Origin of the sequence: Rhodopseudomonas sp. B29 (genome assembly GCF_000333455.1) — a bacterium.
Taxonomy (GTDB): domain Bacteria; phylum Pseudomonadota; class Alphaproteobacteria; order Rhizobiales; family Xanthobacteraceae; genus Rhodopseudomonas.
The window spans coordinates 1-25,849 of sequence record NZ_BADD01000117.1 but is presented as its reverse complement, the minus strand read 5'-3'; the positions used below and the strand labels follow the sequence as shown (position 1 = coordinate 25,849).

At 65.6% G+C, this 25,849-nt stretch carries 16 protein-coding genes; 12 read left to right on the top strand and 4 right to left on the bottom strand.

Translation table 11 applies throughout. From position 1 onward, the window contains the following. Positions 1-75: 75 nt before the first annotated feature. The gene (locus tag I5M_RS04345; RefSeq protein WP_022720286.1) at positions 76-1,680 is read right to left on the bottom strand and encodes an FAD-dependent oxidoreductase; all 1,605 of its coding nucleotides are present in this window, start codon (positions 1,678-1,680) and stop codon (positions 76-78) included. A gap of 179 nt (positions 1,681-1,859) precedes the next feature. Between I5M_RS04345 and I5M_RS29165 the strand changes: the two genes are divergently transcribed. Next, positions 1,860-2,411, top strand: coding sequence for a MarR family transcriptional regulator (locus tag I5M_RS29165; protein WP_051048655.1), 552 nt, complete (start codon positions 1,860-1,862; stop codon positions 2,409-2,411). A gap of 192 nt (positions 2,412-2,603) precedes the next feature. Here the strand turns inward: I5M_RS29165 and I5M_RS04335 are convergent, their stop codons facing one another. Next, complete coding sequence (locus I5M_RS04335) at positions 2,604-4,502, bottom strand: autotransporter domain-containing protein (RefSeq protein ID WP_283804860.1); 1,899 nt, start codon at positions 4,500-4,502, stop codon at positions 2,604-2,606. 616 nt (positions 4,503-5,118) lie between these two features. On the opposite strand from I5M_RS04335, the gene I5M_RS04330 reads away from it, so the two are divergent. The 7 genes from I5M_RS04330 to I5M_RS04300 all read left to right on the top strand — a co-directional run bounded on the left by I5M_RS04330 (position 5,119) and on the right by I5M_RS04300 (position 15,706). Beyond that, on the top strand, positions 5,119-5,739 hold the full coding sequence (locus I5M_RS04330) for an OmpA family protein (protein WP_031335338.1): 621 nt from the start codon (positions 5,119-5,121) through the stop codon (positions 5,737-5,739). 297 nt (positions 5,740-6,036) lie between these two features. Further along, positions 6,037-8,199, top strand: coding sequence for a caspase family protein (locus I5M_RS04325; protein ID WP_022720282.1), 2,163 nt, complete (start codon positions 6,037-6,039; stop codon positions 8,197-8,199). 23 nt (positions 8,200-8,222) lie between these two features. Continuing rightward, complete coding sequence (locus I5M_RS04320) at positions 8,223-8,750, top strand: hypothetical protein (protein ID WP_148287821.1); 528 nt, start codon at positions 8,223-8,225, stop codon at positions 8,748-8,750. Positions 8,751-9,055: 305 nt separating this feature from the next. Continuing rightward, positions 9,056-10,597, top strand: a complete 1,542-nt coding sequence (locus I5M_RS04315) for a caspase family protein (protein ID WP_022720280.1) — start codon at positions 9,056-9,058, stop codon at positions 10,595-10,597. A gap of 138 nt (positions 10,598-10,735) precedes the next feature. After that, complete coding sequence (locus I5M_RS04310) at positions 10,736-11,380, top strand: OmpA family protein (RefSeq protein WP_022720279.1); 645 nt, start codon at positions 10,736-10,738, stop codon at positions 11,378-11,380. Between the two features lie 283 nt (positions 11,381-11,663). Beyond that, positions 11,664-12,548: an efflux RND transporter periplasmic adaptor subunit gene (locus I5M_RS04305; protein WP_376738662.1), complete on the top strand. Its 885-nt coding sequence runs from the start codon at positions 11,664-11,666 to the stop codon at positions 12,546-12,548. Then, positions 12,548-15,706, top strand: coding sequence for an efflux RND transporter permease subunit (locus tag I5M_RS04300; protein ID WP_022720277.1), 3,159 nt, complete (start codon positions 12,548-12,550; stop codon positions 15,704-15,706). Before I5M_RS04305 ends, I5M_RS04300 begins: the two co-directional genes overlap by 1 nt. 169 nt (positions 15,707-15,875) lie before the next feature. Here I5M_RS04300 and I5M_RS04295 read toward each other — a convergent pair whose 3' ends face one another. Further along, entirely contained in the window at positions 15,876-16,556 is a 681-nt protein-coding gene (locus I5M_RS04295) for a Crp/Fnr family transcriptional regulator (RefSeq protein ID WP_022720276.1), read from the bottom strand. A 250-nt stretch (positions 16,557-16,806) separates the two neighbouring features. On the opposite strand from I5M_RS04295, the gene I5M_RS04290 reads away from it, so the two are divergent. The 4 genes from I5M_RS04290 to I5M_RS04275 all read left to right on the top strand — a co-directional run bounded on the left by I5M_RS04290 (position 16,807) and on the right by I5M_RS04275 (position 24,328). Next, positions 16,807-18,738 carry an AsmA family protein gene (locus I5M_RS04290; RefSeq protein WP_022720275.1) on the top strand — a complete coding sequence of 644 codons (1,932 nt, stop codon included), beginning with the start codon at positions 16,807-16,809 and terminating at the stop codon, positions 18,736-18,738. Positions 18,739-18,884: 146 nt separating this feature from the next. Continuing rightward, entirely contained in the window at positions 18,885-21,341 is a 2,457-nt protein-coding gene (locus I5M_RS04285) for an adenylate/guanylate cyclase domain-containing protein (protein WP_022720274.1), read from the top strand. A gap of 214 nt (positions 21,342-21,555) precedes the next feature. Further along, entirely contained in the window at positions 21,556-22,467 is a 912-nt protein-coding gene (locus tag I5M_RS04280; protein ID WP_031335335.1) for an efflux RND transporter periplasmic adaptor subunit, read from the top strand. 181 nt (positions 22,468-22,648) lie between these two features. Continuing rightward, entirely contained in the window at positions 22,649-24,328 is a 1,680-nt protein-coding gene (locus tag I5M_RS04275) for a methyl-accepting chemotaxis protein (RefSeq protein WP_022720272.1), read from the top strand. Between the two features lie 112 nt (positions 24,329-24,440). Here I5M_RS04275 and I5M_RS04270 read toward each other — a convergent pair. Beyond that, a partial coding sequence (locus tag I5M_RS04270) for a lysine--tRNA ligase (protein WP_022720271.1) occupies positions 24,441-25,849 on the bottom strand: 1,409 nt, incomplete at its 5' end.

Below are 25,849 nucleotides of genomic sequence, written 5' to 3'. Positions count from 1 at the left end.
GGTCGACCTCTCCCCGCACGCGGGGAGAGGTTAGGCGCGCTTCGCAGGTTCTTAGGACAAATCATCGTTGCGACCTCATCGTCCGCTCGCCCGCGCCAGCGCCGCGTCGAGCGCGGCGGCGGTCGGATGACGGAAGCGCGCGGCGACGTAGCCGTCGGGGCGCAGCAGATAGGCGGTGCCGGGCGCGGCGTCGTAGCGCTTGGCGAATGCGCCCTCGGGATCGCGTAGCGCCGCGTCGTCGCCGATGCGGATGTGGCGGACGCCGGCCGGCAGCGGCGGAGCGCCGCCATTGGCGCGCTCGAGCAGCGTGAAGTTGTTGCCGGCCGCGATAAAGGCCTCGCTGAGGAACGTGGCCGCGCCGTCGGCCGTGCGCAGCGGCGCATCGAGCAGCGCGGTACCGGGCTTCGGTCCGGCCTGCCAGTTATCACTGTCGGGCGTCGACAGCGGCGAATCGTACACCGTCGGCGTCGACAGCCGGCCGGCGTTGACCATGCGCTTGGCGAAGTCGACATCCTGGGCGAGCGCCAGCACGGCGTCGCGCAGCCGGCGCTCCTGCGGCGAATGCGGCGCAATGAAATCGGTCGAGCGCGTCGAGTGGCGGATATTATCGTCGGCAGCCTGGCCGCGTTCGGCCTCATAGCTCTGCAGCAGGCTGGCCGGCGCGTCGCCGCGCAGGACAAGCGCCAACTTCCAGGCGAGGTTCTCGCCATCTTCGAGGCCGGAGTTGGCGCCACGCGCGCCGAACGGCGACACCTGATGCGCCGAGTCGCCGGCGAAGATCACCCGCTGATGCAGGAAGCGCTGCATCCGCCGGCACTGGAATTTGTAGATCGAAATCCATTCGAACGAGAAGTCGCCATGGCCGAGCATACGCTCGATCCGCGGCCGCACCCGCTCGGGCTGGCGTTCGATAGCCGGGTCGGCGTCGGGGCCGATCTGCAGATCGATTCGCCAGACATCGTCGGGCTGGCGATGCAGCAGCGCCGACTGGCCGGAGTGGAACGGCGGATCGAACCAGAACCAGCGCTCGGTCGGAAACTCAGCCGTCATCTTGACGTCGGCGATCAGGAACTGATCCTCGAACACTTCGCCTTCGAACTCGGCGCCGACCATGCCGCGCAGCGCCGACCGGGCGCCGTCGCAGGCGACGACATACTCGGCAGCCAGACGATACGGCCCATCGGGTGTATCTATGGTCAGCACTGCGTGGTCGTTGTGCTGATCGAGCGCCGTCACCTTGTTGCGCCAGCGCAGATCGATCTGCGGCAATTGCTGGACGCGGTCGACCAGAAACGCTTCGGCGTAGTACTGCTGCAGATTGATGAAGGCCGGCATCTTGTGGCCGGTCTCGGGCAGCAGGTCGAAGCGATAGACCATCTCGTCCCGGCGAAACACCTTGCCGACCTGCCAGACAACGCCCTTGTCGACCATGCGGGCGCCGACGCCGAGGCGGTCCCAGACTTCCAGCGCGCGCTTGGAGAAGCAGATCGCCCGCGAGCCCTCGCCGATGCGGTCGGCGTCGTCGAGCAGCACCACGCTTTGGCCGCGTTGCGCCAGATCGATAGAGAGCGACAGGCCGACAGGGCCGGCGCCGACGATCACCACCGGGTGCTGGACAGGCTGGGCGGCGTCCTGATCAGGGTGACGGCGATAGCCGAACTGGAAATGCTGACGGTCCATCGGGGTCAGCCTTCCTGCCTATGGGCGTCTGCCAAAGCGCTGGCCAAGGCGTCCTCCTGCATGATAGTTTCATTTGCAACCATCTAAGCCGCAGACGCGGCGGCACGCAAGCCGGCCCGGAGAAAATTTTGGCGAGACCGAAGCCTCAGTTGAAGCAGCCGCCTGAGGGCACAGCGGAAATTGCGCTCGCGCCGGCGCGCGGAGCCGGCGTTGCCGCGCAGCCGGACGGGCCTGTTTCGGAGCTCGACCTGTTCACCTTCGTGCCGTTCCGGCTGAACCGGCTGGCCGCCGAAGTCAGCGCAGCGCTGGCGGAGGAGTATCGCGAGCGCTACGGACTCGACATTCCGGGCTGGCGCATTCTGGCGACGCTCGGCTTCCGCGGCGACGCCTGCACGGCGCAGTTCATCGCCCAGTGCACCCGCACCCACAAATCGACCATCAGCCGCGCCGTGACGACGCTGCTCGAGCGCGAACTGATCGAACGCGTCGAGAATGCCGAAGACCGCCGCGAATTCCGGCTGCAACTCACTTCTGCGGGACGCACGCTGTATGAGGAGTTGGTGCCACGGCTGAAGCGCAAGGAGCGGGAGATCCTGTCCTGCCTATCGGAGCCGCAACTCGCCGCCTTCACCGCGGCAATCGCGGCGATCGAACAGCATCTTGATTTGATCCAGTCGAGCCACGCGGCGGAGGAGACGACGATTCTGCGGCACCGGACCGAACCGGCCTGAGCGCGTCTTCTCGCCAAGCTTCTCGCCGCCACCAGAAAGCTTGGCTAGTACATCCAGCCTCGCGTCGTTTTACGTGTTGCACAGCCTGGTGCCGAGCATCGGAGAAACGGCCAAAAACGCAGATGGCCGGGACAAGCCCGGCCATGACGCATCGAAGAGCGACCGTTGTGAGCAGCAAATGCTGCTCAGCGATCAGTATTTGGCAACGATTGCCGTCGGCGAGAAACGATAGTTCAGGCCGACCTTGACCTGGCTGACGGTCGCCTTCTCGGTCAGGATCGTGGTGCCGTCGCTGGCCAGCGCATCGCGGCTGCCGAAGTCGATGTAGTTGTATTCGGTCTTGGCCGACCAGTTCTTGCCGAGGTCGAACTCGGTGCCGACGCCGATCAGCCAGCCGGTGCGCGTGTGGCGACCACTGTCGAAGCCGGCGGTCTGCAGCAGCGCCTGGTTGCGACAGACGCGGGCGCCGCCACCCAACGAAGCGGTCGGGCCAAGCGAGCAGTTTGCCGATACCGTGCTGTCCTCGAAGGCGGCACCGCCACGGACGTAGTACAGCGTGCGACCCCACGAATAGCCGGCGCGAGCCGTCGCGGTCGCCATCCAGTTGGTGTGATCTTCGAGCGTGAAGTAGGCCGGCGAGAATCCGACCGGGGTGCCGAAGGCATCCAGGCCCGTGGCAGGCCCGGCGGTGCGACCGCCCTTGATGTGCGCCGCGCCGGCGTCGGCTTCGACACCCAACACCCAGTTGCTGGCGAACTGATAATTGTAGCCGATCTGGCCACCGCCGAGCGGACCGAACACGTAAGGCTTGCTGCCCTGAGTCGGCGCTCCGAGGAAGCCGATGTCGGTGCGGCCATAGGCACCGCCGGCGAAGCCGCCGATGTAGAAGCCGGTCCAATTGGTCGGCGCGATCACCGGATGCGGAGCGGCCTTGGCCTTGACGGGCATGACCGAGGCAATCACTTCCGGCGCGAACTGATAGCGAAGGCCAGCATTGCCGGTCCAACCATCGATATTCGAGCCGTTGCGATAGTCGACCCGCAGGAATCCCAGCCAGCCGGTGTTGACAACCTGCCCGGCGATACCGAGCGAATACTGGCCGTAGGTGCCGACCCGGCTCGTCAGCGTCTGCTGATTGTAGGTCGACGGATTGTTGTTGAAAAAGCCATTGTTGGCGAACGCCGTGAAGTTTGTCCGGACGTTGCCGGCGAACTCATGGAACACGCTGGCCGACGCGAACGGTTGCCAGACCACGTTCGGCGTCGCGATCACGGTCCCGGCCCGCATGCTCAGCCGGCCGATCTCGCTGGCAATGTCGTCGGTCGAAACCGTGCCGCCGATGCCCAGCAGCGCCGTGCCCGAATATGTGAAGTCGTCGACCCGGGTCTTGGAATAGATGAAACCGGCTGACGGCTCGATGAACCAGTTATTAGCCAGCGCGACGTTGTAGCCGGCCGACGTCGAAATCGAGTAGCCATGAGCGCCGACCGGACGATCGAAGAAGGTCGCCGTCGCATTGCCGAGGTCGACGTTGTAGAACTCCTGCCGAACCATAACGTCGGCAAAGAAGCGGCCATAGGTCGCGGCCAGATAGGTGCCGAAGAACGGAATCTGGTAGGAATTACTGTAGCCGTTGCTGTCATTGGACTTCGAGCCGAGATACCCGGCCGTGGTGCCGAGATGGACGTTCCAACCGCCCCAGTTCAGGCGAGCGATATCGGCACCGACCTGCACACCCGCGAAGCTTTGGCGCTGACTGTCGTTACACGAGGTGAGCTGATTGGTAGTGCCGTCGGGAGGCGTTCGGACTGCGACCAGTGTCGAAGTCGAGGTCGACTTGAGAGTGACTTCACCACCTACGGCACGAGCCCAGATCCCGCCGCCTGGCTGCTCAGGAGCCGGGTTCGCCGGCGCCGATACAAAGGCGCTACCCTGCTGCGTCAGGAAGGCGGTGTTAGCATTTCCAATGGCGCCCGCCAGAGAGGCGGCACTTGAGCCGGCAGGGCCCGCAAGGGCCGATAGGTTCGCGCTCGGCGTGCCAGTCTGCGCTGTAACGCACGCAGCGAACGCCCCGCTCGAAACTGAGCCCATCATCGCAAACGCGAAGCCAGCTAAAATCTTGGTGCGATTATTTCGCATGTCTATCGACCCCCACCGATAATGCACGAACAGTATACGTACGACCGCACGACGAGCGCGGCGCCTCGAATCGTTTCTAGGTATTTCGCGTTCTGAGGGAAAGGCTGCCACCCCGCACAACTCGGGCAGAACAAAACAAAGCCGCCCCGTGTGTTGTTAGCGCAACAAACAAATAGCTATCTGTTACCTGCTAGGTAACAGATAACCGAGCCAATAGGTAAAGTGCATCGAAGCCTCAAAGAGTGCCGGCCGAGTGACTATAACCGGTTCATGGTAAAATCAATTTTGTAACCAGACCTGACTACCGACAGTGGACTTCGGACGGCTTGAACCGGCCCCGATTGAACGTCCAACCATCTAGCAGCGTCCAATTCGCGGGTCTAAATGTCTACGGGCCGGAACTGATGAGTCGCTAACAGTTACCACCGGCTACGTTCAACGAGGCCTTAGCTCAGCAGCAGAAGCGTGAGGCAGATCACAGCCCTTGCGGGCCAACAGACTAGGTTCGACAGCTGCGGGGACTACGACCCGCCAGACGCGGCAACGCCACCGGACAGTGGAGATGATCATGATAATTCAGAGGAAATATCAGACCACACTGAGCGCCATCGTCGCCCTGGCCGGGCTCGCAATGACGCTGCCGGCCAGCGCCGGAGAGCTGACTGCCGAGCAAATTCGCGATCAGCTCAAGGCTACCAAGACGCGCAGCCTGAGCGGCGATCGCCCGGCTGCTACACAGGAGGACCGCGCGGCGGTCGAGCGAATCAGCAGAACCCGATCACTCTCGGCCGGCGACCGCGAGCAGATGGCAGCCATCGCCGCCAAGCGCCCGACCATCGATCTGGAAGTCAATTTCGACTACAATTCTGCGGCGATCACGCCTAAGTCCGAGCCGCAGCTCGACAATCTCGGCAAGGCTCTGACCAGCAGCGACCTGCAGGGCGCGATCGTCATGCTGGCGGGTCACACGGACGCCAAGGGCAGCGAACCGTTCAATCAAGGACTGTCGGAGCGCCGCGCCGAAGCCGTGAAGAAGTATCTGATCGAACGCTATAAAATTCCGGCGGACCATTTGATCTCGGCGGGCTATGGCAAGTCCAAGCTCAAGGATCCGAGCGATCCGATGGGCCCGGAGAACCGTCGCGTCCAGATCGTCAATATGGCGGAGCGAGACCAGGCCGCTAAGTGATGCCGCTCACAGTAGTTAGGCGCGCCGTCCGAATGATTGATCGCCGGGCGGCGCGGCGATAGGATCAATAGATAATAATCGACTTCTGAACGGTCTATCCTGGTAGCAGATGCTCGACAGCTGAGGGCGCCGATTGAACCGCCTCTCGACACCGAGCTCAAGCCGGCGACAGACCGGGCTTAAATACCAATGTTCACGACTTAAACTTCGTCGCTCGATATTTCGCTCGATTCCACGACGGCAGAAGACTTTGCCGAACAAGACCTTGCCCCGCACGGGACGCCTGGGACAGCCGCGATGAAGCGCCTCGGCCTTAAGCTCATCTCACCGCTCGCTGCGCTGATCGGCGCCGCGCTGGCGGCGCTGAGCCCGGGCGAGGCATTTGCTGACGCCAAGCGGGTGGCCCTGGTTATCGGCAATTCGAGCTATCAGAACGTGCCGCAACTGCCCAACCCGGCGCGCGATGCCGATTCGGTCGGCCAAATGTTCAGGGACGCCGGCTTCGACGTCACCATGGTGGTCAATACCGGCAACCTCGACTTCAAGCGTGCCATCCGCAAGTTCGAGCTCGCGGCCGACCAGGCCGAGATCGCGGCGATCTATTATGCCGGCCACGGCATCGAGATCAGCGGTACCAACTACCTGATCCCGATCGACGCCAAGCTCGCCTCGGACCGCGACGCCGAGGACGAAGCCATCCCGCTCGATCGGCTGGTGACATCCGCGGATGGAGCCGGCAAGTTGCGGGTCCTGATCCTCGATGCCTGCCGCGACAATCCGTTCACGACGCGGATGCGGCGCGAGCGCAAGGTCGCCAGCCGGGCCGTGAGCTCCGGCCTAGGCAAGGTCGAGCCGACCTCGACCGACACGCTGATCGCCTACGCGGCGAAGGCCGGCTCCACCGCCGAGGACGGCGCCGGCGACCACAGCCCGTTTACCACCGCGATCCTGAAAAACCTGACGGTCCCGGGCCTCGATATCCGCCTGGCGTTCGGCCGGGTGCGCGACGATGTGCTGAAGGCCACCGGCAATCGTCAGGAGCCGTTCGTCTATGGATCGCTCGGCGGCGGCAACATTTCGCTGGTGCCGGCGCCTGCCGTGGCATCCGAGCCGACGGCCAGCGACGTCAAGGCCGACTACGATCTGGTCGCCAAGATCGGGTCACGCCGCGCCTGGGAAGCCTTCCTGAATACTTACAAGACCGGCTTCTACGCCGACCTCGCCCGCGCCCAGATCGCCAGCCTGACCGATCAGGTGCCGAAGCCGGAGACCAACGCGCCCGGTGCCGGCGGCGTGAAGACCGCCGCGGTGCCGCCCGACACGATCGCGCCCGGCCGCGAGCCAAGCTCCAAGGAGGCGCTGGAGTGGGATCGCATCAAGGACGGCAACGACATCTCGGCGCTGGAGAAATTCATCCGTCGCTATCCGGATTCGCCGCTGGCGATCACCGCGAAAAACCGCATCGACGTGCTGCAGCAGATCGTCCGCGAGCGCGAGGACCGCGCCCGCGCGGAGCGAGATGCGGCTCAGCGCGCCGCCGAGCTGAAGCGGATCGAAGCGCAGCAGAAGAAGGCCGAGGAAGCCGCGCAGCGCCAGCGTGAGGACGAAGAGCGGCGCGCCAAGAAGGCCGAAGCCGAAGCACGCGCCAAAGCCGAAGAGGCCGAGCGCAAAGCCGCCGAGGCCAAACGCAAGGCCGACGAGGCCGAGCAAAGGAAAACCGCGGCGGAAGCCGCGCGGCTGCGCGAGGAAAGCGAACGCCAGGCCCGCCAGGCCGAGGACGAACGCCGCAAGGCAGCCGCTGCGGCCGCGCAGGAAGCCGTCTGCAAAGACGAGCAGGCTCGGTTCGATGCGCTCAAGGCCAAGGGGAGCGAAGGCTCCGGCCTCGACGATCTCAAGGGCTTCGCCAAGTCGGCGAGCTGCGACCGCGTCAAGCCGCTGATCGCCGCAGCCATCGACCGCTTCAAACTCGAAGCCGACGAGCGCGCCGCGAGGCAGCCCAACTCGCCCAAGCTGGTCCGCGCCGCCCAGACCGAACTCGCCCGTATCGGGTGCTTCGGCGACAAGCCGGATGGCTCGCTCGGCGGCGGCACCAAGGCGGCGCTCGGCCGCTATCTGTCGACCAAGGGCAAGCCGGCCGAGGACGTCAGCGTCACAGAGACGCTGGTGGCCGACCTCGGCAAGGAATCCGGCCGGGTCTGCCCGCTGGAGTGCAAATCCGGCGAGATCGCCAAGGGCGACGTCTGCGTCGCGGCCGACAAGAAGGACGAGCCGAAGGCCGCCAAGCGCCGTGACCGCGACGACGATGAAGACGAGCGGCCTGCTGTTCGCCGCAAGCCGCAGCGCCGCGAAGCCGAAGAGCGTCGGCCGCGACCAGAGCCGCGGGCGCGCCAGCAGGCATCGTCGCGGCCGAGCGGTGGCGGCCACGGCGGCGGCTCCACCATGATTGGCGTCGGCTTCTGACCGGCGAGACGAAAGGACGGATGATGAGTGCGAAGTACGCAAGCGTGGAATCCTCAAAGCCGTGGCGACAGCGGTTCGGCACGATAAGTTCCGCCTGCTTCGCCGCTGCGCTGATCATCGCAATGCCGGCAGCGACCGAGGCCGCGGTCGGCAGCAATGCAGCCGTACCGATGCCGGTCCAGCTCGATGTCATCGCACAGGATCTCGCCCAATCAGCTGCCGAAGCCGTTGGTACGCCGGCGACGTCCCTGCCGGCTGAAGCGGCGGGCGCGCCTGTTCCTGCAATGTCATCGACGGCCAGAGACCCTGCTCTGGTCGGCACGCCTCCAGCCTCGGTGCAGCGCGCGGCGCAGCCGGCGCCCAGCGCTTCGGGAGTCCCGGCTTCGGTCAAGCGGGAGAGCGCGGCAACTACGCCGCGGTTGGTCTATGGGCGCTCCGTCGACCGGGCGCGGTACCGCACCTCGCACTACGATATGGCCCGGATGCGCCGCGATGCCACACGGGATTGGTCGGGCCGGCACTTCGTCCTGATGCTCGGAATCAGTTACTGAGCCGCGCACCAGGACGGCCGCTCGGCCGACAATCAAGATGCTGCCCTCGTTGCGCAGAAGCCGCGCGCCGAACAATCGTTCCGTGCCGGCCCGGGACGGCATCTTCGCGCCGAATAGTCCGTGTCACCCAGCCGTCGGGAAATCGTCACGACAACGCTCCAAGTAACCAAGTGCCGTAGCCGTTCGGTTCAGCGTTGATTGACAATAGCGATGAGGCCAGTTTCAGTTTATGAAGGCGGGCCGATCGTGACGACTTTCCCGGCGTGATCAGGCAGGTGGCTCGGTATTCCAGGACTGGCGTCGACATGAAAATTCGGACTGCGCTGCTCGTTCTTCTCATCCTGTTAGTGACGCCGGCGGTGCGATCCTACGCCGCCGACGGATCGGGCAATCGAGTCGCACTGGTGATCGGCAACGCCAAATACCCGGACAGCGACAAACCGCTGAAAGAACCCGTCAACGACGCTCGCGACCTCAGCGAGGAGTTGAAGCGCGACGGCTTCGATGTGGAACTCGGCGAGAACCTGACCGGCGACGCCATGCGGCGCGCTTTCAATCGCCTCTATGAGCGCACCAAGCCCGGCTCCGCCGCGCTGGTGTTCTTCAGCGGCTACGGCATCCAGTCCGCGCGTCAGAGCTATCTGATCCCGGTCGATGCGCAGATCTGGACAGAGCCGGACGTGCGGCGCGACGGCATCAGCCTCGAGACCGTGCTGGGCGAACTCAACAGCCGCGGCGCTAAGGTCAAGATCGCGCTGATCGACGCCTCGCGCCGCAACCCGTTCGAGCGCCGCTTCCGCAGCTTCTCGGCCGGATTGGCGCCGATCGTTGCGCCGGGCGGCTCGCTGGTGATGTACTCCGCGGCGCTGAGTTCGGTGATCAGCGAGAACGGCAATGATCGCGGCCTGTTCGTCGGCGAGCTTCTCAAGGAAATTCGCGTCCCCGGCATCAGCGCCGAAGAGACGCTGAACCGCACCCGGGTCGGCGTCACCCGCGCCTCGCGGAGCGAACAAGTGCCGCTGATCTCGTCCTCGCTCGCCGACGATTTCTCGTTCGTGCCGGGACCGAAGGTCGCACCGGAGCCGCCAAAAGCGCCGGTCGCCGAGCGCACCCCGCCGGCCGAAACGCCGCCGACCAAGGAACCCGAGGTCAAGACTCCACCCGCCAAACCGGCAACGCCGCCGACACAGCCGGTTGCCGAAGACAAGCCGAAGCCGCCGGAACCAGTCGCCAAGCCTGCAGAACCCGCTGCCAAACCGGCCGACGCGGCGAAAGCCAATGACGACGGCGCCGTGAAGGCCGACAAGCCAGACGATCGCCGCAACGAGGCCAATCTCGAGATGGCGCTGGCGGACGACCCCACCATCAAGACGCTGAACGGACGTATTCAGGACAACCCGTCCGACGGCAATGCGCTGTATCGACGTGGTCAGGTCTATGCCAGCAAGGGCGCCTACCGGCTCGCGCTGAAGGATTTCGACGAAGTCATCCGGCTCAATCCGAAGGACGTCGAGGCGTTCAACAATCGCTGCTTCGTTCGTACCGTCGTGGACGATCTCGGCGCCGCGCAGAAGGACTGCGACGAAGCGCTGCGGCTGCGGCCCAACTTCGTCGACGCGCTCGACAGCCGCGGCCTGCTGAACCTCAAGAACGGACAGAACGCCAAAGCCATCGCCGACTTCGATGCGGCGCTGCGGATCAATCCGCGCCTGACCTCGTCGCTGTATGGCCGCGGCCTGGCGCGGCTGCGCAGCGGCCAGAAGGTCGATGGCGAGATCGACATCAATACCGCAAAAGGCCTGGACCCGAATATCGGCAAGGAATTCGCCAGCTACGGCGTTCGCTGAGCGACGATAATCGAGACTGAAAGCGCTCGGACGATTGAACCTCCGCCGCAGCGCGGGCGACGACTGAGACGAGCGGACTTATCGAACCACGACCAATTTCGAGGCGACTGATGGATCGCTTCACAAGGGGGTAAGGATATGCGCGCGATTTCAACATCCCGAAACAACACTCGGCTGCGGTCGGCCCTGGTCGCCGTGGCCGCATTGGCGATCGGCGCCGGCGCGGCATTCGCCGAAGACGTCAGCGCGGATCGCATCGTCAACGCGCTGTCGCCGAAGAAGCCGCTGACCCGCAGCCTGTCGGCGCCGCGCCCTGTGGCCGATCCGGCGGAAACCAAGTTCGTCGATACGCTGCGCAACCGCACCACGCGGTCGCTGTCCTCGAGCGAGCGCGAGCACATCGCCGAAGTCACCAAGGACAAGCCGAACATCGACCTCGAAATCAACTTCGACTACAACTCCGCCAATATCAGCCGCCAGGCCGAAGCGACGGTGGCAGCGCTCGGCAAGGCGCTGACCGATCCGGTGCTGAAGGGATCGACCTTCGTGGTCGCCGGCCACACCGACGGCGTCGGCAGCGACCACTACAATCAGGATCTGTCAGAGCGCCGCGCAGAAAGCGTCAAGCGCGTGCTAATGGAAAAATACGGCCTCGCCAGCGGCGATCTCGTCGCGGTCGGCTACGGCAAGAGCAAGCTGAAGGACGCCGCACATCCGGCCGACGCCGTCAACCGGCGGGTGCAGGTCGTGAACATGAGCACGCAGAACACCGCGTCCAAATAATTCGTTTGCGAACGACTGGCGCAGGCTGATCGCTTAGTGACAGTGTGAGGCGCTGGCAGCAACTGATACCTGGACGGTATCACGTCGCTGCCGAGCCGCATGCCGTGGCGCTCCACCCCGCAACCAGCCGCTTTTGCTCTTTTGCCTGTCCGGGGCGGCGTGTAGATTGCGCCGCCGAACCGCGGCACGATGCAGTGAGTAGTTCCATGATCAGAGTCGATTCATGATCAAGGCGTGGACGAACCAGATCGCAGAGATCGTCGCCTCGCCCCGTCGCCTCCTTATCCCCGCCTCCGGAATGCTTCGTGCGCTGACGGCCACAGCCATCGTGGCCGCGTTTGCGTGTGCGCCCGCCCGGGCGGAGAAAGCCGTGAAGACCGAGGCTGCGCCGACCGGCGTGCAGGTGACGGTGGCCAAAGCCACCAACGCCTGCTTCTCCGACCAGGTTCGCGTCACCGGCTTCGTCGTGCCGCGCCGCGAGGCGGTGGTGATCGCCGACAGCGACGGCCGTGTCAGCGACGTGCTGGTGCGCGAGGGCGATGTCGTCAGCGACAATCAGGAGCTGGTTCGCACCATCGGCGCCTCCGGGCAGAAGTCGCTGCGCGCGCCGATGGCCGGCCTCGTCACCGAAGTTCGCACCATTCCGGGCGCCCCCGCCTCACCGGCCGCAGGTCCGGTCGTTCGCATCGCGGTCGGAGGAGAGCTGGAAGTCGACGCCGAAGTGCCGAGCGTCCATGTGCTCAAAGTCAGCCCCGGCGCCACCGCGCGCATTCGCCGCGACGACGGCACCGATCTGATCGGCAAAGTGCGGCTCGCCGCGCCGCAGATCGACCGCGCTTCGCAGCTCGGTCATGTCCGCATCTCGGTCACCAACACGCCCTCGCTCAAATCCGGCATGTTCGTCCGCGTCACCATCGACGCGCGTCGCAGCTGCGGCGTCGCCATCCCGCGCACCGCCATCGACCACGCCACAGTGCAGGTGGTGAAGGGCAACACCATCGAGACCCGCAAGGTCAAAGTCGGGCTGTCGTCCGACGTCGCCACCGAGATTCTGGAAGGTGTGCGCGAGGGCGAGAGCGTCGTCGCCGACGCCGGCACCTCACTGCACGACGGCGACCTGATCAAGCCGACCTATCTCGACGAAACCGATCGATCGCGAGCACGCTAATGGCCCTCAACGTCTCCTCCTGGTCGATCCGGCATCCGCTGCCGTCGATCGTGTTCTCGATCATCCTGCTGGCTTTGGGCTGGATCAGCTTCACCAAGCTGGCGGTGACGCGGCTGCCGAGCGCCGACATTCCGGTGATCTCGGTGGCGGTGGCGCAGTTCGGCGCCGCGCCGGCGGAGCTCGAGGCCCAGGTCACCAAGACGGTGGAAGACGCGGTGTCGGGCGTCGAGGGCGTGCGCCACATCGCCTCGTCGATCACCGACGGCCTCTCGGTCACCACCATCCAGTTCGCCCTCGAGACCAACACCGACCGCGCGCTGAACGACGTCAAGGACGCCGTCACCCGCGTCCGCAGCAACCTGCCGCAGAACGTCACCGAACCGCTGATCCAGCGCGTCGACGTCATCGGCCTGCCGATCGTCACCTATGCGGCGATCTCGCCCGGCAAGACGCCGGAGCAACTGTCCTGGTTCGTCGACGACGTCGTCAAGCGCGCGCTGCAGGGCGTGCGCGGCGTCGCCCAGGTCGAGCGCATCGGCGGTGTCGAGCGCGAGATCCTGGTCTCGCTCGATCCAGACCGGCTCAAGGCCGCGGGCCTGACCGCGCTCGACGTGTCGCGCCGGCTGCGCGGCACCAATGTGGACCTCGCCGGTGGCCGCGCCGAGATCGGCAAGAACGATCAGGCGATCCGCACGCTGGCCGGCGCCAAGACGCTCAACGATCTCGCCGGCACCATGATCAGCCTCAACAGCGGCGGCGAGATCCGGCTCGACGATCTCGGCACCGTCACCGACACCATCGCCGACCGCCGCACCTTCGCGCGGTTCAACGGCGAGCCGGTGGTGGCGCTCGGCATCAAGCGCTCCAAGGGCGCCAGCGATGTCGTCGTCGCAGCGGCCGTGCAGAAGCGCATCGATGCGTTGAAGACGCAGTACCCCGACGTCGATCTCAAGCTGATTGACACCTCGGTCGACTACACCAAAGGCAACTATGAAGCCGCGATCTGGCGGCTGTTCGAAGGCGCGACGCTCGCGGTCATCATCGTCTTCCTGTTCCTGCGTGACTTCCGCGCCACCATCATCGCGGCGATCTCGCTGCCGCTGTCGATCTTCCCGGCATTCTGGGCGATGGACCTGCTCGGTTTCTCGCTCAACCTCGTCAGCTTCCTGGCAATCACGCTGTCGACGGGTATTCTGGTCGACGACGCCATCGTCGAGATCGAGAACATCGTCCGCCACATGCGGATGGGCAAGACGCCCTATCAGGCGGCGATCGAGGCGGCCGACGAGATCGGCCTCGCGGTGATCGCGATTTCGCTGACCATCATCGCGATCTTCGCGCCGGCCAGCTTCATGTCCGGCATCGCCGGGCAATTCTTCAAGCAGTTCGGCATCACCGTCTCGGTGCAGGTGTTCTTTTCGCTGCTTGCCGCCCGCTTCGTCACACCAATGCTGGCCGCGTACTTCCTCAAGGATGCACCGCACGAAGAGAAGCCGCCGGGAAAGATCCTCCAGGCCTACACCAGCATCGTCACCTGGTCGGTGAAGCATCACTACATCACGGTGCTGATCGGTCTCGGCATCTTCGCCGCCTCGATCTGGAGCATCACGCTGCTGCCGCAAGGCTTCCTGCCGGCGCAGGACTCCGCCCGCTCCGTGATGGCGATGGAGCTGCCGCCGGGCACCCAGATCGGCACCACCGAGAAGACCACCGAGAACATCGTGGCCCTGCTGCGCAAGCGGCCCGAAGTGAAGAGCGTATTCGTCGACGGCGGCCGTGTACCGCCCGGCATCCAGGAAGTCCGCCGCGCCGCGCTGATCATCAACTACACCCCCAAGCACGACCGTTCGATCTCCCAGCGCGACCTCGAAGTCGCGATCAGCAAAGACCTCGATCAGGTCCCCGACATCCGCTACTGGTTCCTCGACGAGAACGGCCTGCGAGCGATCTCGCTGGTGGTGACCGGCGCCGACAGCAACATCGTCAACAACGTCGCCCAGGAATTGGCGGCGCAGATGAAGCGCATTCCGATCGTCTCCAACGTCATTTCGGAGACCTCGCTCGACCGCCCCGAACTCCGCATCCAGCCGCGCGCCGATCTCGCCGCACGGCTCGGCGTGTCGACCGAGAGCCTGTCGGAGACCATCCGTGTCGCCACCATCGGCGATGTCGGCCCGGCGCTCGCCAAGTTCAACACCGGTGACCGCCAGATCCCGATCAGGGTGCAGCTCGAGGACACGGCCCGCGGCAGCCTGCCGACGCTGGAGCAGTTGCAGGTGCCGATCTTCGGCGGCCGCGGCTCGGTGCCGCTGTCGGTGATCGCCGACGTCAAGTTCGACCAGGGACCGACCAGCATCAACCGCTACGACCGCGAACGTCAGGCGCTGGTCGCCGCCGACCTCGTCGGCAACGCGGCGCTTGGCGACGCCAACAAGCAGATCAAGGATCTGCCGGTGATGAAGTCGTTGCCCAAGGGCGTCCGCGTCAGTCCGTCGGGCGACGCCGAAAGCCTCAACGAACTGTCCGAAGGCTTCGCCACCGCAATGACGGCCGGACTGATGATGGTCTATGCGGTGCTGGTGCTGCTGTTCGGCACCTTCCTGCAGCCGATCACCATCCTGTTCTCGCTGCCGCTGTCGATCGGCGGCGCCATCGGCGCGCTGCTGCTGACCGGCAAGCAGCTCACCACGCCGGTGTGGATCGGCATCCTGATGCTAATGGGCATCGTCACCAAGAACGCCATCATGCTGGTCGAGTTCGCCATCGAGTCGATCCGCGAAGGCAAGAACCGCGAAGAAGCGATCATCGACGCCGGCCAGAAGCGCGCCCGGCCGATCGTGATGACCACCATCGCCATGGTGGCCGGCATGATGCCGAGCGCGCTGGCGTTCGGTGACGGCGGCGAATTCCGCTCGCCGATGGCGCTGGCGGTGATCGGCGGACTGATCTTCTCCACCGTGCTGTCGCTGATCTTCGTCCCCGCCGTCTTCATGATGATGGACGATGTCGCCAATGCGTTCTGGAAAGTCGGCAAGATGGTGCTGAGCCATCATCACGAGGGCGAAGCCGACGCCGCCAAGGCCCCACAGAAGCCGTCGAAGTCGGAGCCGGCTCCGCCGCAGCCGGCGCGGGGCGTTTCGTTCTGGCGGAGTAAGTAGCAGCCGACCTACCAACGGCATGCGAGCCCAGCGAAGCAAGTGATCACGTCATCGCCGGGCTTGACCCGGCGATCCATCCTCTTCACGAGTAAGCTGCTTCGACTTCGCGCTCCGCGCGATGGATACGCGGGTCAAGCCCGCGTATGACGCCGGGAGAGGCGGTGCCGCCTCACCGCTCCTGATCGCGCGCCATCGCTGTCAGGCGGCTCATGTTCTTCATCAGGATTCGCCCGCGCTGCAAGTCGAGGATGCCGTCCTTGCGCCACGTCTGGAGCTGGCGGTTGACGCTCTCGCGGGCGGCGCCGACATAGACGCCGAGCTGCTCCTGGGAGATATGGACCTCCGAGCCGAAGTCGGCCGCCAGTGCGCACAGGCGCCGCGCCAGCCGCACCGGCAACGGCTGCAGCACCGACTCTTCCATGCGTTCGCTCATCCAGCGGATGCGCTGGCAGAGTAGCGCGATCAGCTTGACCGCGACCTTGGGTTCGCGCTCGAGATGGCCGAGGAAATCCTCACGACGGAGCACGAACAGCTCGGTCGGCTCGCCGGCAGTGGCATCGGCTGTCCGGGTCTGGCCGTCGAGCACGGCGACTTCACCGAACAGATCACCGGGGCCCAGATAGTTGAGCGTCAGGCGGGAGCCGTCTGAGGCGCCGGTCTCGATCCGGACCAGGCCACGGCGTACACCGAACAGGGCGTCGCCCTCGTCGCCCTTCTGAAACAGGACCTCGCCGGATTGAAGCTCGCGGGTGTGGCACAGCCCGGCGATCCGCTGCAGCTCTTCGGGCCGCAGATCGGCAAACAGCGGGTTCATCTTCAGCATCACCGCGAACTCTGCTTGTGTACTCATCGCGATGAGGCACTCCCTTACTGTTGTGTCGGTGGAGCTGCCGCTCCGGTTCAAGCCGGACCGTGTCATGGGTCACAGAATTTTGGGCTCCCCGCGCTTAGCTGTGCGACCGTGCAGGTGTCTGGTTGTGATGTCGCAGACGTGGCGGAGTTTGCCTTTGGATCGACACGCCCGGTGACGTAAATAGACGCTCGGGTACTCGCCGCCGCGGCGGGTGGCACAGGCGTCTCCCGGTTGGGGATAGATCGAGATGAAGATCGGCAAAATTGCCGCAGCCCTCCTCGCCTTGCTGATCGTCGCCGCTTTGGCGCTGATGGTCGTCGGACTTCCGGCGGGCGCGCTGACGGCCGCGATCCAGTCGCGCGTGGAGTCGGAGACCGGCTACCGCATCGACATCGGCGGCGCCGGGAGGCTGTCGCTATTTCCACGGCCGGGCCTGACGCTCACCGAGGTGAAGCTGCGCGACCCCGCCGATACCCAGGCACCTCAGATCGATATTGCCGAACTCCGCGCCGAGCTGCCGCTCGGCAGCGTGTTGTCCGGTAAACCCGAGGTCAGCCAACTCACTGTGACCCGGCCGGTCGTTCGCGTCCCGCTGCTACGCCGACGTGCCGCCGCACCTGCCGTGCCCATTTCTCCGCGCGGCAAGGAGGCCAGGTCCGGCGCGCAGCCGACCATCACCCGCATCGTGGTCGAGGACGGCACGGTGATCCTGGCCAACGCCGCCGACGCGGTCGAGAACCGCATCACGCCGATCAACGCCACGATCGACATCGACGCGGCGCGCCACATGAGCGCCCATGGCGGCGCGCGGCTCGACAACAAAGCACTGCAGTTCGATATCACCGCAGCGCTGCCCGAGGACGCCAGCCAGCCCACGCCGGTCGAATTCAAGTTCGACGCGCCCGATCTGTTGCCGGCCAAACTCGCCGCCAAGGCCGAACTGCGCCGGCGCGGCCCGCTGCTGCAGATCAACAACCTGTCGGGCTCGCTCGGCGACGGCACGTTCAACGGCTGGGCGTCGGCCGATCTCGGCGGCAAGCCGCAGGTCAAGCTCGATCTCGACTTCTCCCGGCTGGAGCTGCCCGCTTCCAGAAGGCCGGCGCCACCGCCGGGCGCGCCGTGGAGCGACGCGCGGTTCGATCTCACCGGCCTCAACTATGTCGATGCCGAGCTGCGGCTGTCGGCGGCGGAATTCGATGCCGGCGCGGTTCATCTGGCGCCCGTCGCGCTCGACGCCAAGCTGAGCAACGGCGTGCTGGGCGCGCAGACATCCCAGCTCGGCGCCTATGGCGGCACGGCCACAGGCCGGATCGTCATCGACGCGTCGGGCCGCGTGCCGGCCCTCACGCTCAGCGGCGATCTCGACGGCATCCGCGCACTGCCGCTGCTACGCGCGGCCACCGATTTCGACCGGCTCGACGGCAAGCTGCAGGCCAAGTTGGCGCTGCAGGCCAGCGGCGACAGCCTGCGCGGCCTGATGACGACGCTCTCCGGCACCACCTTCGTCACAGTGCGCGATGGCCAGATCCGCGGCGTCAATGTCGCCGGCATGATCAGGTCGTTGATATCGAGTCCGCTCGACGGCTGGCAGCAGTCCCGCGACGAAGTCACCGACCTGACCCAGCTCGCCGCCTCGTTCCGGCTCGATCAGGGCAAGGCGCAGACGTCGGACCTCACGCTCGCCGGCCCGCTGGTGCGAATGACCGGCGCCGGCACGATCGATGTCGCTGCCAAAACGCTGGCGCTGAAGGTCGAACCAAAGCTGGTGCTGACGACGCAGGGCCAAACGCCGCAAGCCGGCCAAAGCGAGACGGCTCAACCGATCGGCTTCGGCATCCCGGTCGTGATCGAAGGGCCATGGGCCAGTCCGCGCATCTTCCCCGACACCGCCGGCATCCTCGACGATCCCGCCGCCGCCTATGCGCGGCTGCGCCAGGTCGGCAAAGGGCTATTCGGAGTGCTGGGCGGCAAGAGCGGTGCGGACTCGCCCGGTGGCGACGCACTGGGCGGCGCCCTCGGTGACAGCCTCGGCCGGCTGATCCAGCAGGGCCTGAGCGGCGGCGGCCTCGGCGTCACGCGCGGCGCGCCGCCGCAAGGCGCTCCGCCTGCCCCCGACCCCGCGCCGCGCGACAACGACGCCACCATGAACTCGATCATGAAGCAGCTGTTCAGCCGCTGATCTCGTGCACCGGTCGGGCCTTTCCCGTGCGGACGCCGGCTGCCACCCGGGAGGCAGGCCTGGCCGGCCAATCTGTGGTAAGAACTTCTGCCGCAGTTAGCGGAGATCCGGCCCTCCGGGCCGCTTCGTGCTGCAGAAGGACACGGATGGCAGGGCTCACCACGATCATCGGCGCACGGCGCGGCGGTCTGTTCGCCAAATACGTCGTCTCGCTGGTCGGGCTGGTGGTGTTCGTGCTGGCCGTCAACGGCGCACTGGAAATCTGGTTCAGCTACCGGCAAAGCCGCACCGCGCTGCTCGGCGCGATGGCCGAGAAGGCCGATACCACGGCGCGGCGCATCGAACAGGCGATGACCGATCTGGAGCGCCAGATCAGCTGGGTGACGCGCGCCAGCGTCGCCACGCTGGACAAGCGCCGCGACGACTACACGGCGCTGATGCAGCAGGTGCCGGCCATAACCCAGCTGGTGCTGGTCGACGGCGCCGGCCAGGAGGCGCTGCGGTTGACGCGGACCGGCATCGCCATCGGCAGCGGCCAGGATCTCTCCAAGGACCCGCAGATCGCCCGCGCGATCGAGCGCGGCTCCAGTTTCGGCCGCGCTTACTTGCGTGACCGCCGGCCCTACATGACGATCGCGGTGGCGCATTCCGGCCGCGATCCGGCGGTGACGCTGGCGGAGATCGACCTGCGTTTCCTGTCTCAGTTCGTCGGCGACGCCAGGATCAGCAAGATCGGCACAGCCTATGTGGTCGATAGCAGCGGCCTGGTTGTGGCGAGTTCGGGCAGCGCCGCTGTCCTTGGTGACGACCGCGCCGCGCTGCCGCAGGTCGCCGCTGCGTTGAAGAACGGCCACGCCGAAGGCGGCGGCCGGGATGCCGACGGCAACGCCGTGTTGGCGGCCGCGGACGCGGTGCCGCGGCTCGGCTGGGCGGTGCTGTTCGAACAGCCGCGCAGCCAGGCTTTTGCGCCGGTCGAGGACGTGCTGATCCGCACGGTGCTGCTGATCGGCTTCGGTCTCGTCGTCGCCACCATCGCCGGCATGGTGCTGGCTCGCCGGATGCTGGTGCCGATCGAGGCGCTGCACGCCGGCGCCAAGCGGCTCGGCGCCGGCGACTTCGGCCAGCGCATCGAAGTCCGCACCGGGGACGAGTTGCAGGAGCTGGCCGATCAGTTCAACTCGATGGCCGGACAGCTGCAGGAGACCTATGCGGGGCTGGAGAGCAAGGTCGAGGCCCGTACCCGCGATCTGGAACGCTCGATCGCCGAACTCAAGGCGCTTGAAGAGGTCGGCCGCGCCGTCGCCGCCTCGCTCGATCCCGCCGCGGTGCTGCCGACCATCGCCGACCGCGCGCTCGATATTACCCGCGCCGACGCAGTGCTGATCTACGGCTACGACGCCGCGTCCAAGTGCTTCACGCTGAGCGAGGCACACGGAATTTCGGCGACCGCCGGTGCCGCCTATGCGGCAATCGCCGCGGACGGCAGCATCCTCGGCGACGCAGCCGAAGCCGGCGAGCCGGTCGTCATCGGCCGTCTGGCCGATGCGCCCGATCATCCGCTGAAGCAACTTGCGCTCAGCGCCGGCTTTGCCGCTGTGCTGGTCGTCCCGCTGGTCGACCAGCAAAGCACGCTCGGCGCGCTGGTGGTGCTGCGCAAGAGTGAGGGCGACTTCCCAGCCAATCTGGTCGCCCTGATGCGCACCTTCGCTCATCAGGCCGTGCTGGCACTGCGCAATGCACGGCTCTTCCACGAGGTTGACAACAAGGGCCGCGAACTCGCCGCCGCCCATGCGACGGTGCAGCAGCAGGCCCACAAGCTGCAGCAGCAAACCGATCAGCTTCGCGACTGGAACAAGTCGCTGGAGGACCGTGTCGCCGTTCAACTCACCGAGCTCGAGCGCACGCGGCGTCTTGAGCGCTTTCTGGCACCTCAGGTCGCGCAGCTGATCGCCGCGTCGGACGGCCACGACAAGCTGCTCGACAGCCATCGCCGCGAAGTCACCGTGGTGTTCTGCGACCTGCGCGGCTTCACCGCCTTCACCGAAGCGGCCGAGCCCGAAGAAGCGATGAACGTGCTGCGCGAGTATCACAAGGCGCTCGGCGAACTGATCTTCCGCTACGAGGGTACGCTCGACCGCTTCGCCGGCGACGGCGTCATGGTGCTGTTCAACGCGCCGCTGCCGCTACCCGACCACACGAGCCGTGCCGTCAAGATGGCGGTCGACATCCGCGACGCGCTCGGCGAACTCACCGCGCGCTGGCGCCACCGCGGCCACAGCCTCGGCTTCGGCATCGGCATCGCCGCCGGCTACGCCACCATCGGGCAGGTCGGCTTCGAGCGCCGGCTCGAATATGCGGCGATCGGCAGCGTCACCAATCTGGCGTCACGGTTGTGCGCCGAGGCGGCGCCGGGCCAGATCATCGTCAGCCAGCGTGCTTACGCCGTCGTCGAGAACTTCGCCGAAGCGCGGCCGATCGCGCCGCTGACGCTGAAAGGCTTCGGCCATCCGATACCAGCCGTCGAAATTCTGCGGTGGCGCGAAACCGATCGCGGCGTAGCCGACACCAATAACGTGCGGAGCATCGCTGCACGTAAGGTATGAGGATGATGTTCTAACCGTCATTGCGAGCGAAGCGAAGCAATCCAGCTCGGTCCACCGAGCTGGATTGCTTCGTCGCTACGCTCCTCGCAATGACGTGGTGAGTCATTGCAATCGAGCGACCTTCCGCTGCTTGGCGAAGTTGGCTCGCTTGGCTAGAATTAGCTTGTCCGTAGCCATGGGCCAGGTCGGGAAGTTGCGGGAACGAGGACGAATGATGCGTAGGACGATTGCGTGCGATCTCTCCCGCCCCACAGCGCGTTGCGCGTGTACCATCGTGGCCGCGGCGGCATTGATCGCTACGATGTCTCCGGCCCACGCGGCCGACGATTCGGAGGCCGTCAAAGGACCGGCCGTTTCCGTTCTGAAAGCCACCAAAGCCTGCTTCCCGGCAATCGTCGAAGCCTCGGGCTTTCTCATCCCGCGCGACGAGGTCCAGGTCCGCCCCGATCGGCCGGGTGCCAAGGTGGTCGATGTGATGGTCGATGCCGGCGAGGCGGTGACGCAGGGTCAGGCACTGGCGAAGGTCGCCGGACAGGACGGCTCGACCACCATCAACGCGCCAGTCGCCGGGTTGGTGTCGAGTTCGACCGCCGTGATCGGCTCGCCCGCCTCAGCCAAGGGCGAGGCGCTGTTCACCATCGTGTCGCGCGGTGAATTCGATCTGGTCGGCCAAGTCGCGGCGCGCAACCTCAGCAAGCTCGCGGTCGATCAGCCGGCGACGGTGAAGATCGTCGGCGCCACAGAGGAGATGACCGGCAAGGTGCGAAGGGTGGCCGCCACCGTCGAGCCCAACAGCCAGCTCGGCAACGTCTTCGTCGGCATCGCCACCACCAAGCGGCTGCTCGCCAACGCCTCGGGCCGCGTCATGATCAAGACCGGTGAGAGCTGCGGCATCTCGGTCCCGCTGACGGCTGTGATCTATTCTTCGGCCGGCACCATCGTGCAAGTCGTCAAGCGTCAGACCGTCGAGACCAAGCTGGTCGAGGTCGGCTTGATGAACGGCGGCAATGTCGAAATCCGCGAGGGCCTGCATGAAGGCGACGTCGTCGTCGCGCGCGCCGGATCGCTGCTGCGCGAGGGCGATGCGGTGCGGCCGGTGGTGGCCGCCGACGCCGGCGGCAAATAGTTCAGTCGGACTGATGGCTGGATTGGCAAGTATATAGGCAAGCCGGACATCGGCGTTTCTACCTGCTTATTCACACAATGCGTTATTGCACCTGTGCATTTCACGATGTTGCTCGTTAACGCGACGATCAGCGGTCGGAACTAGTCGTCATCGATAACTTCAATCGATCGCGAGCAATTCCATGCGACTGACCGTGACGCGCGCCGTGCTCCTCTTTGGATTGACCATCGGCTCTGGGCTGATCGCGGCATTCGGCGCCAGTCATTATGGCCTGTCGCAACTCAAGGTCGGCGGTCCGCTGTACGATCAGTTGAAACTTGGTAACGATCTGGTGGCCGACATTCTTCCGCCGCCGGCTTACGTCGTCGAGGCCTATCTCGAAGCCACTATGGCGATGCAGGACCCCGAGGCGGCCGCTCTCCACCACGAGCGACTGAAACAGCTCAAGAAAGACTACGACGAGCGGCAGGCATTCTGGCGCAGCGCGCCGCTGGATTCGGCCATCAAGGCGCGGCTGATCAAGGACTCCGATCGCGAGGTCAGGCAGTTCTGGGAAGTGGTCGAGACCGGGCTGTTCCCCGCGCTCTCCGCCAAGGATCCGGACGCCGCGATGCTGGCCTACGGTCAACTGACTGCGCTCTATACCGCGCATCGTGCGATCATCGACGACATCGTCAAGCGCACCACCGAGCTCAACGCCGCCACCGAAGCCGCTACCGCAGTTCGCGTCAACGATCTCAACTATCTGCTATGGGGCGTCTCGGCCGGCGTCTTCGTACTCTTCGTCGTCGGGCTGACTGCTATTCTGAGAGGCGTGATCGCTCCGATCACACGAATGACCGAGGTGATGCGGCGGCTCGCCGAAGGCGAGCGTTCGATCGCGATCCCTGCCATTACGCGGCGCGACGAAGTCGGCGCAATGGCGCGTGCGATTCAGATTTTCAAGGACAATGCGCTGCGTGTCGAGGCGATGGAGTCCGAGAAGGACGTACGCGCGCGAGCCGAGGCCGAACGCCGCGACGAGATCCACAAGATCGCCGACGATCTCGACCGTGCCATCGGCCGGATCGTCCAGACCGTGACCTCCACCTCTGCCGAGATGGAAGCGGCGGCCAGCAAACTGGCCGGCGCCGCCGATTCGACTCAGCAGCTCGTCGGCAATGTCGCCGCAACCTCGCAGCAATCCTGCGCCAGCGCCCAATCCGCCGCGGAAGCCTGCACGGAGGTGGCCTCGTCAGCTTCGCAGATCGGCAGTCAGATGCGGCAATCACAAGACATTTCGCGCGCCGCAGTGCGCCAAGCGCAGGAGACCAACGCCAGAATTTCGGAACTCTCGAGCGCTGCAAATCGCATCGGCGATGTCGTCAACCTGATCAACGCGGTCGCGGCGCAGACTAATCTGCTCGCCCTCAACGCCACCATCGAAGCTGCGCGCGCCGGTGAGGCGGGACGCGGCTTCGCGGTCGTGGCCTCCGAGGTCAAGGCGCTGGCGGCGCAGACCGCCAAAGCCACCGAGGAGATCGCCGGACAGATCGCTCAGGTGAAGGCCGCGACTGATCAGTCGGTGTCGGCGATCGGGACCATCGGCGCCACAATCCAACAGATCTCGGACATTTCCGATCAGATCGCCGCCGCGGTCGACCGGCAAGGAACGGCGATGCGCGATATCGCCGGCAGCGTGCGGCAATCAGCCGACGGCGCCAGCGAAGTCTCGGGGACGATCATCACCGTGCGCGAGGGTGCCGAGCAAACCGGTGCGGCGTCGGCGCACGTCTACGAACTTGCCGCCTCCCTGCTCAGCGAAAGCCGCCACCTCAAATCCGAGGTCGACCGCTTCTCCGCCGCGGTGCGCGCGGCGTAATTGCATGATCTCGCAAGATGGGTTGAGCGCAGCGAAACCCATCCTGCGCTATCTACCTCAGCAAGAGCTGGGTTTCGCTGCGCTCTACCCACGCCATGGGTTACAAGCGTAACTACGCGCTCCTTGCCAGCGCGCCGTCGATCATCGCCACCGCGTTGGCGAGACCGTAGACCGCGACGAAGGAGCCGAAGCGCGGGCCTTTTTCCTGGCCGAGCAGCACCTGATACAGCATGTTGAACCAGTCGAGCGAGACGCCGGGCTGGCCGTCTTTGGCGGTCTTCTTGTGATCGAGGAACGGCTCGCGGCGGCCGATCTCGTAGACCACGTCCTGGATCGCTTCCGCCGTCGCATCTGCGGGAAGCTGCGACAGCGCATCGCGCAGATCCTGCAGCGCGGCGCGCTCCTGCTCGGTAGGCTCGCGGAACACCTTGGTGGGCGCAACGAAATCCCGGTAGTAATTGATCGCGTAGCCGACCATAGCGTCGAGCCGGGGATGAGTCTGCGGCGTCACGCCCGGCCGGTAGCGGCCGATGAAGCCCCATAGCGTCTCGGCGTTCTCGGCGTTCGACGACGAAACCAGCGTCAGCAGCAACTGGAACGTCACCGGCATGTCGGCCTTGGGCGGCCGTCCGGCATGGATGTGCCACACCGGGTTGGCGAGCTGCTGCTTGAGATCCTGGCGCTGGAAGCCGTCGAGGAATTGCTGATAGTCGTCGACGTTGCGCGGGATCACGTCGAAATACAGCCGCTTGGCCGCCTTCGGCTCGCGGTACATGAACAGCGACAGCGATTCCGGCGAGGCGTAGCGCAGCCACTCATCGATGGTCAGGCCGTTGCCCTTCGACTTGGAGATCTTCTGGCCCTTGTCGTCGAGGAATAGCTCGTAGTTGAAGCCCTCCGGCGGCGTGCCGCCGATCGCCTGGCAGATCTTGCCGGACAGCTTCACCGAGTCGATCAGGTCCTTGCCGGCCATCTCATAGTCGACGCCGAGCGCGGTCCAGCGCATCGCCCAGTCCGGCTTCCACTGCAGCTTGCAATGCCCGCCGGTGACCGGAACGGTGACACGCTCCTTTGTCTCGGGATCGTCGTACGACACCGTGCCGGCCTTCACATCATGCTCGACGATCGGCACCTGCAGCACCACACCGGTGCGCGGACAGATCGGCAGGAACGGCGAGTAGCTGGCGGCACGCTCTTCGCGCAGGCTCGGCAGCATGATGGCCATCACCTTGTCGAGCCGCTCCAGCACCTTGAGCAGCGTCGCATCAAACCGGCCACCCTTGTAGTAGTCTGTCGCCGAGGCGAATTCGTAGTCGAAGCCGAACGTATCGAGGAAGGCGCGCAGCCGCGCATTGTTGTGGGCACCGAACGACGGGTGCGTGCCGAACGGATCGGGCACGCTGGTCAGCGACTTGCCGAGATTCTGTTCCAGCAGCTCCTTGTTCGGCACGTTGTCCGGCACCTTGCGCAAGCCGTCCATGTCGTCCGAGAACGCGAGCAGCCGGGTCTTGATCTTGTCTT

Excerpts from the sequence above, each read along its gene's own strand:
- I5M_RS04315 (WP_022720280.1), top strand. The coding sequence starts at position 9,056 with ATGAAAATTCGGACTGCGCTGCTCGTTCTTCTCATCCTGTTAGTGACG.
- I5M_RS04310 (WP_022720279.1), top strand. The coding sequence starts at position 10,736 with ATGCGCGCGATTTCAACATCCCGAAACAACACTCGGCTGCGGTCGGCC.
- I5M_RS04330 (WP_031335338.1), top strand. The coding sequence starts at position 5,119 with ATGATAATTCAGAGGAAATATCAGACCACACTGAGCGCCATCGTCGCC.
- I5M_RS04290 (WP_022720275.1), top strand. The coding sequence starts at position 16,807 with ATGAAGATCGGCAAAATTGCCGCAGCCCTCCTCGCCTTGCTGATCGTC.
- I5M_RS04320 (WP_148287821.1), top strand. The coding sequence starts at position 8,223 with ATGAGTGCGAAGTACGCAAGCGTGGAATCCTCAAAGCCGTGGCGACAG.
- I5M_RS04280 (WP_031335335.1), top strand. The coding sequence starts at position 21,556 with ATGCGTAGGACGATTGCGTGCGATCTCTCCCGCCCCACAGCGCGTTGC.
- I5M_RS04275 (WP_022720272.1), top strand. The coding sequence starts at position 22,649 with ATGCGACTGACCGTGACGCGCGCCGTGCTCCTCTTTGGATTGACCATC.
- I5M_RS04335 (WP_283804860.1), bottom strand. The coding sequence starts at position 4,502 with ATGGGCTCAGTTTCGAGCGGGGCGTTCGCTGCGTGCGTTACAGCGCAG.
- I5M_RS04300 (WP_022720277.1), top strand. The coding sequence starts at position 12,548 with ATGGCCCTCAACGTCTCCTCCTGGTCGATCCGGCATCCGCTGCCGTCG.
- I5M_RS04325 (WP_022720282.1), top strand. The coding sequence starts at position 6,037 with ATGAAGCGCCTCGGCCTTAAGCTCATCTCACCGCTCGCTGCGCTGATC.
- I5M_RS04345 (WP_022720286.1), bottom strand. The coding sequence starts at position 1,680 with ATGGACCGTCAGCATTTCCAGTTCGGCTATCGCCGTCACCCTGATCAG.
- I5M_RS04285 (WP_022720274.1), top strand. The coding sequence starts at position 18,885 with ATGGCAGGGCTCACCACGATCATCGGCGCACGGCGCGGCGGTCTGTTC.
- I5M_RS04295 (WP_022720276.1), bottom strand. The coding sequence starts at position 16,556 with ATGAGTACACAAGCAGAGTTCGCGGTGATGCTGAAGATGAACCCGCTG.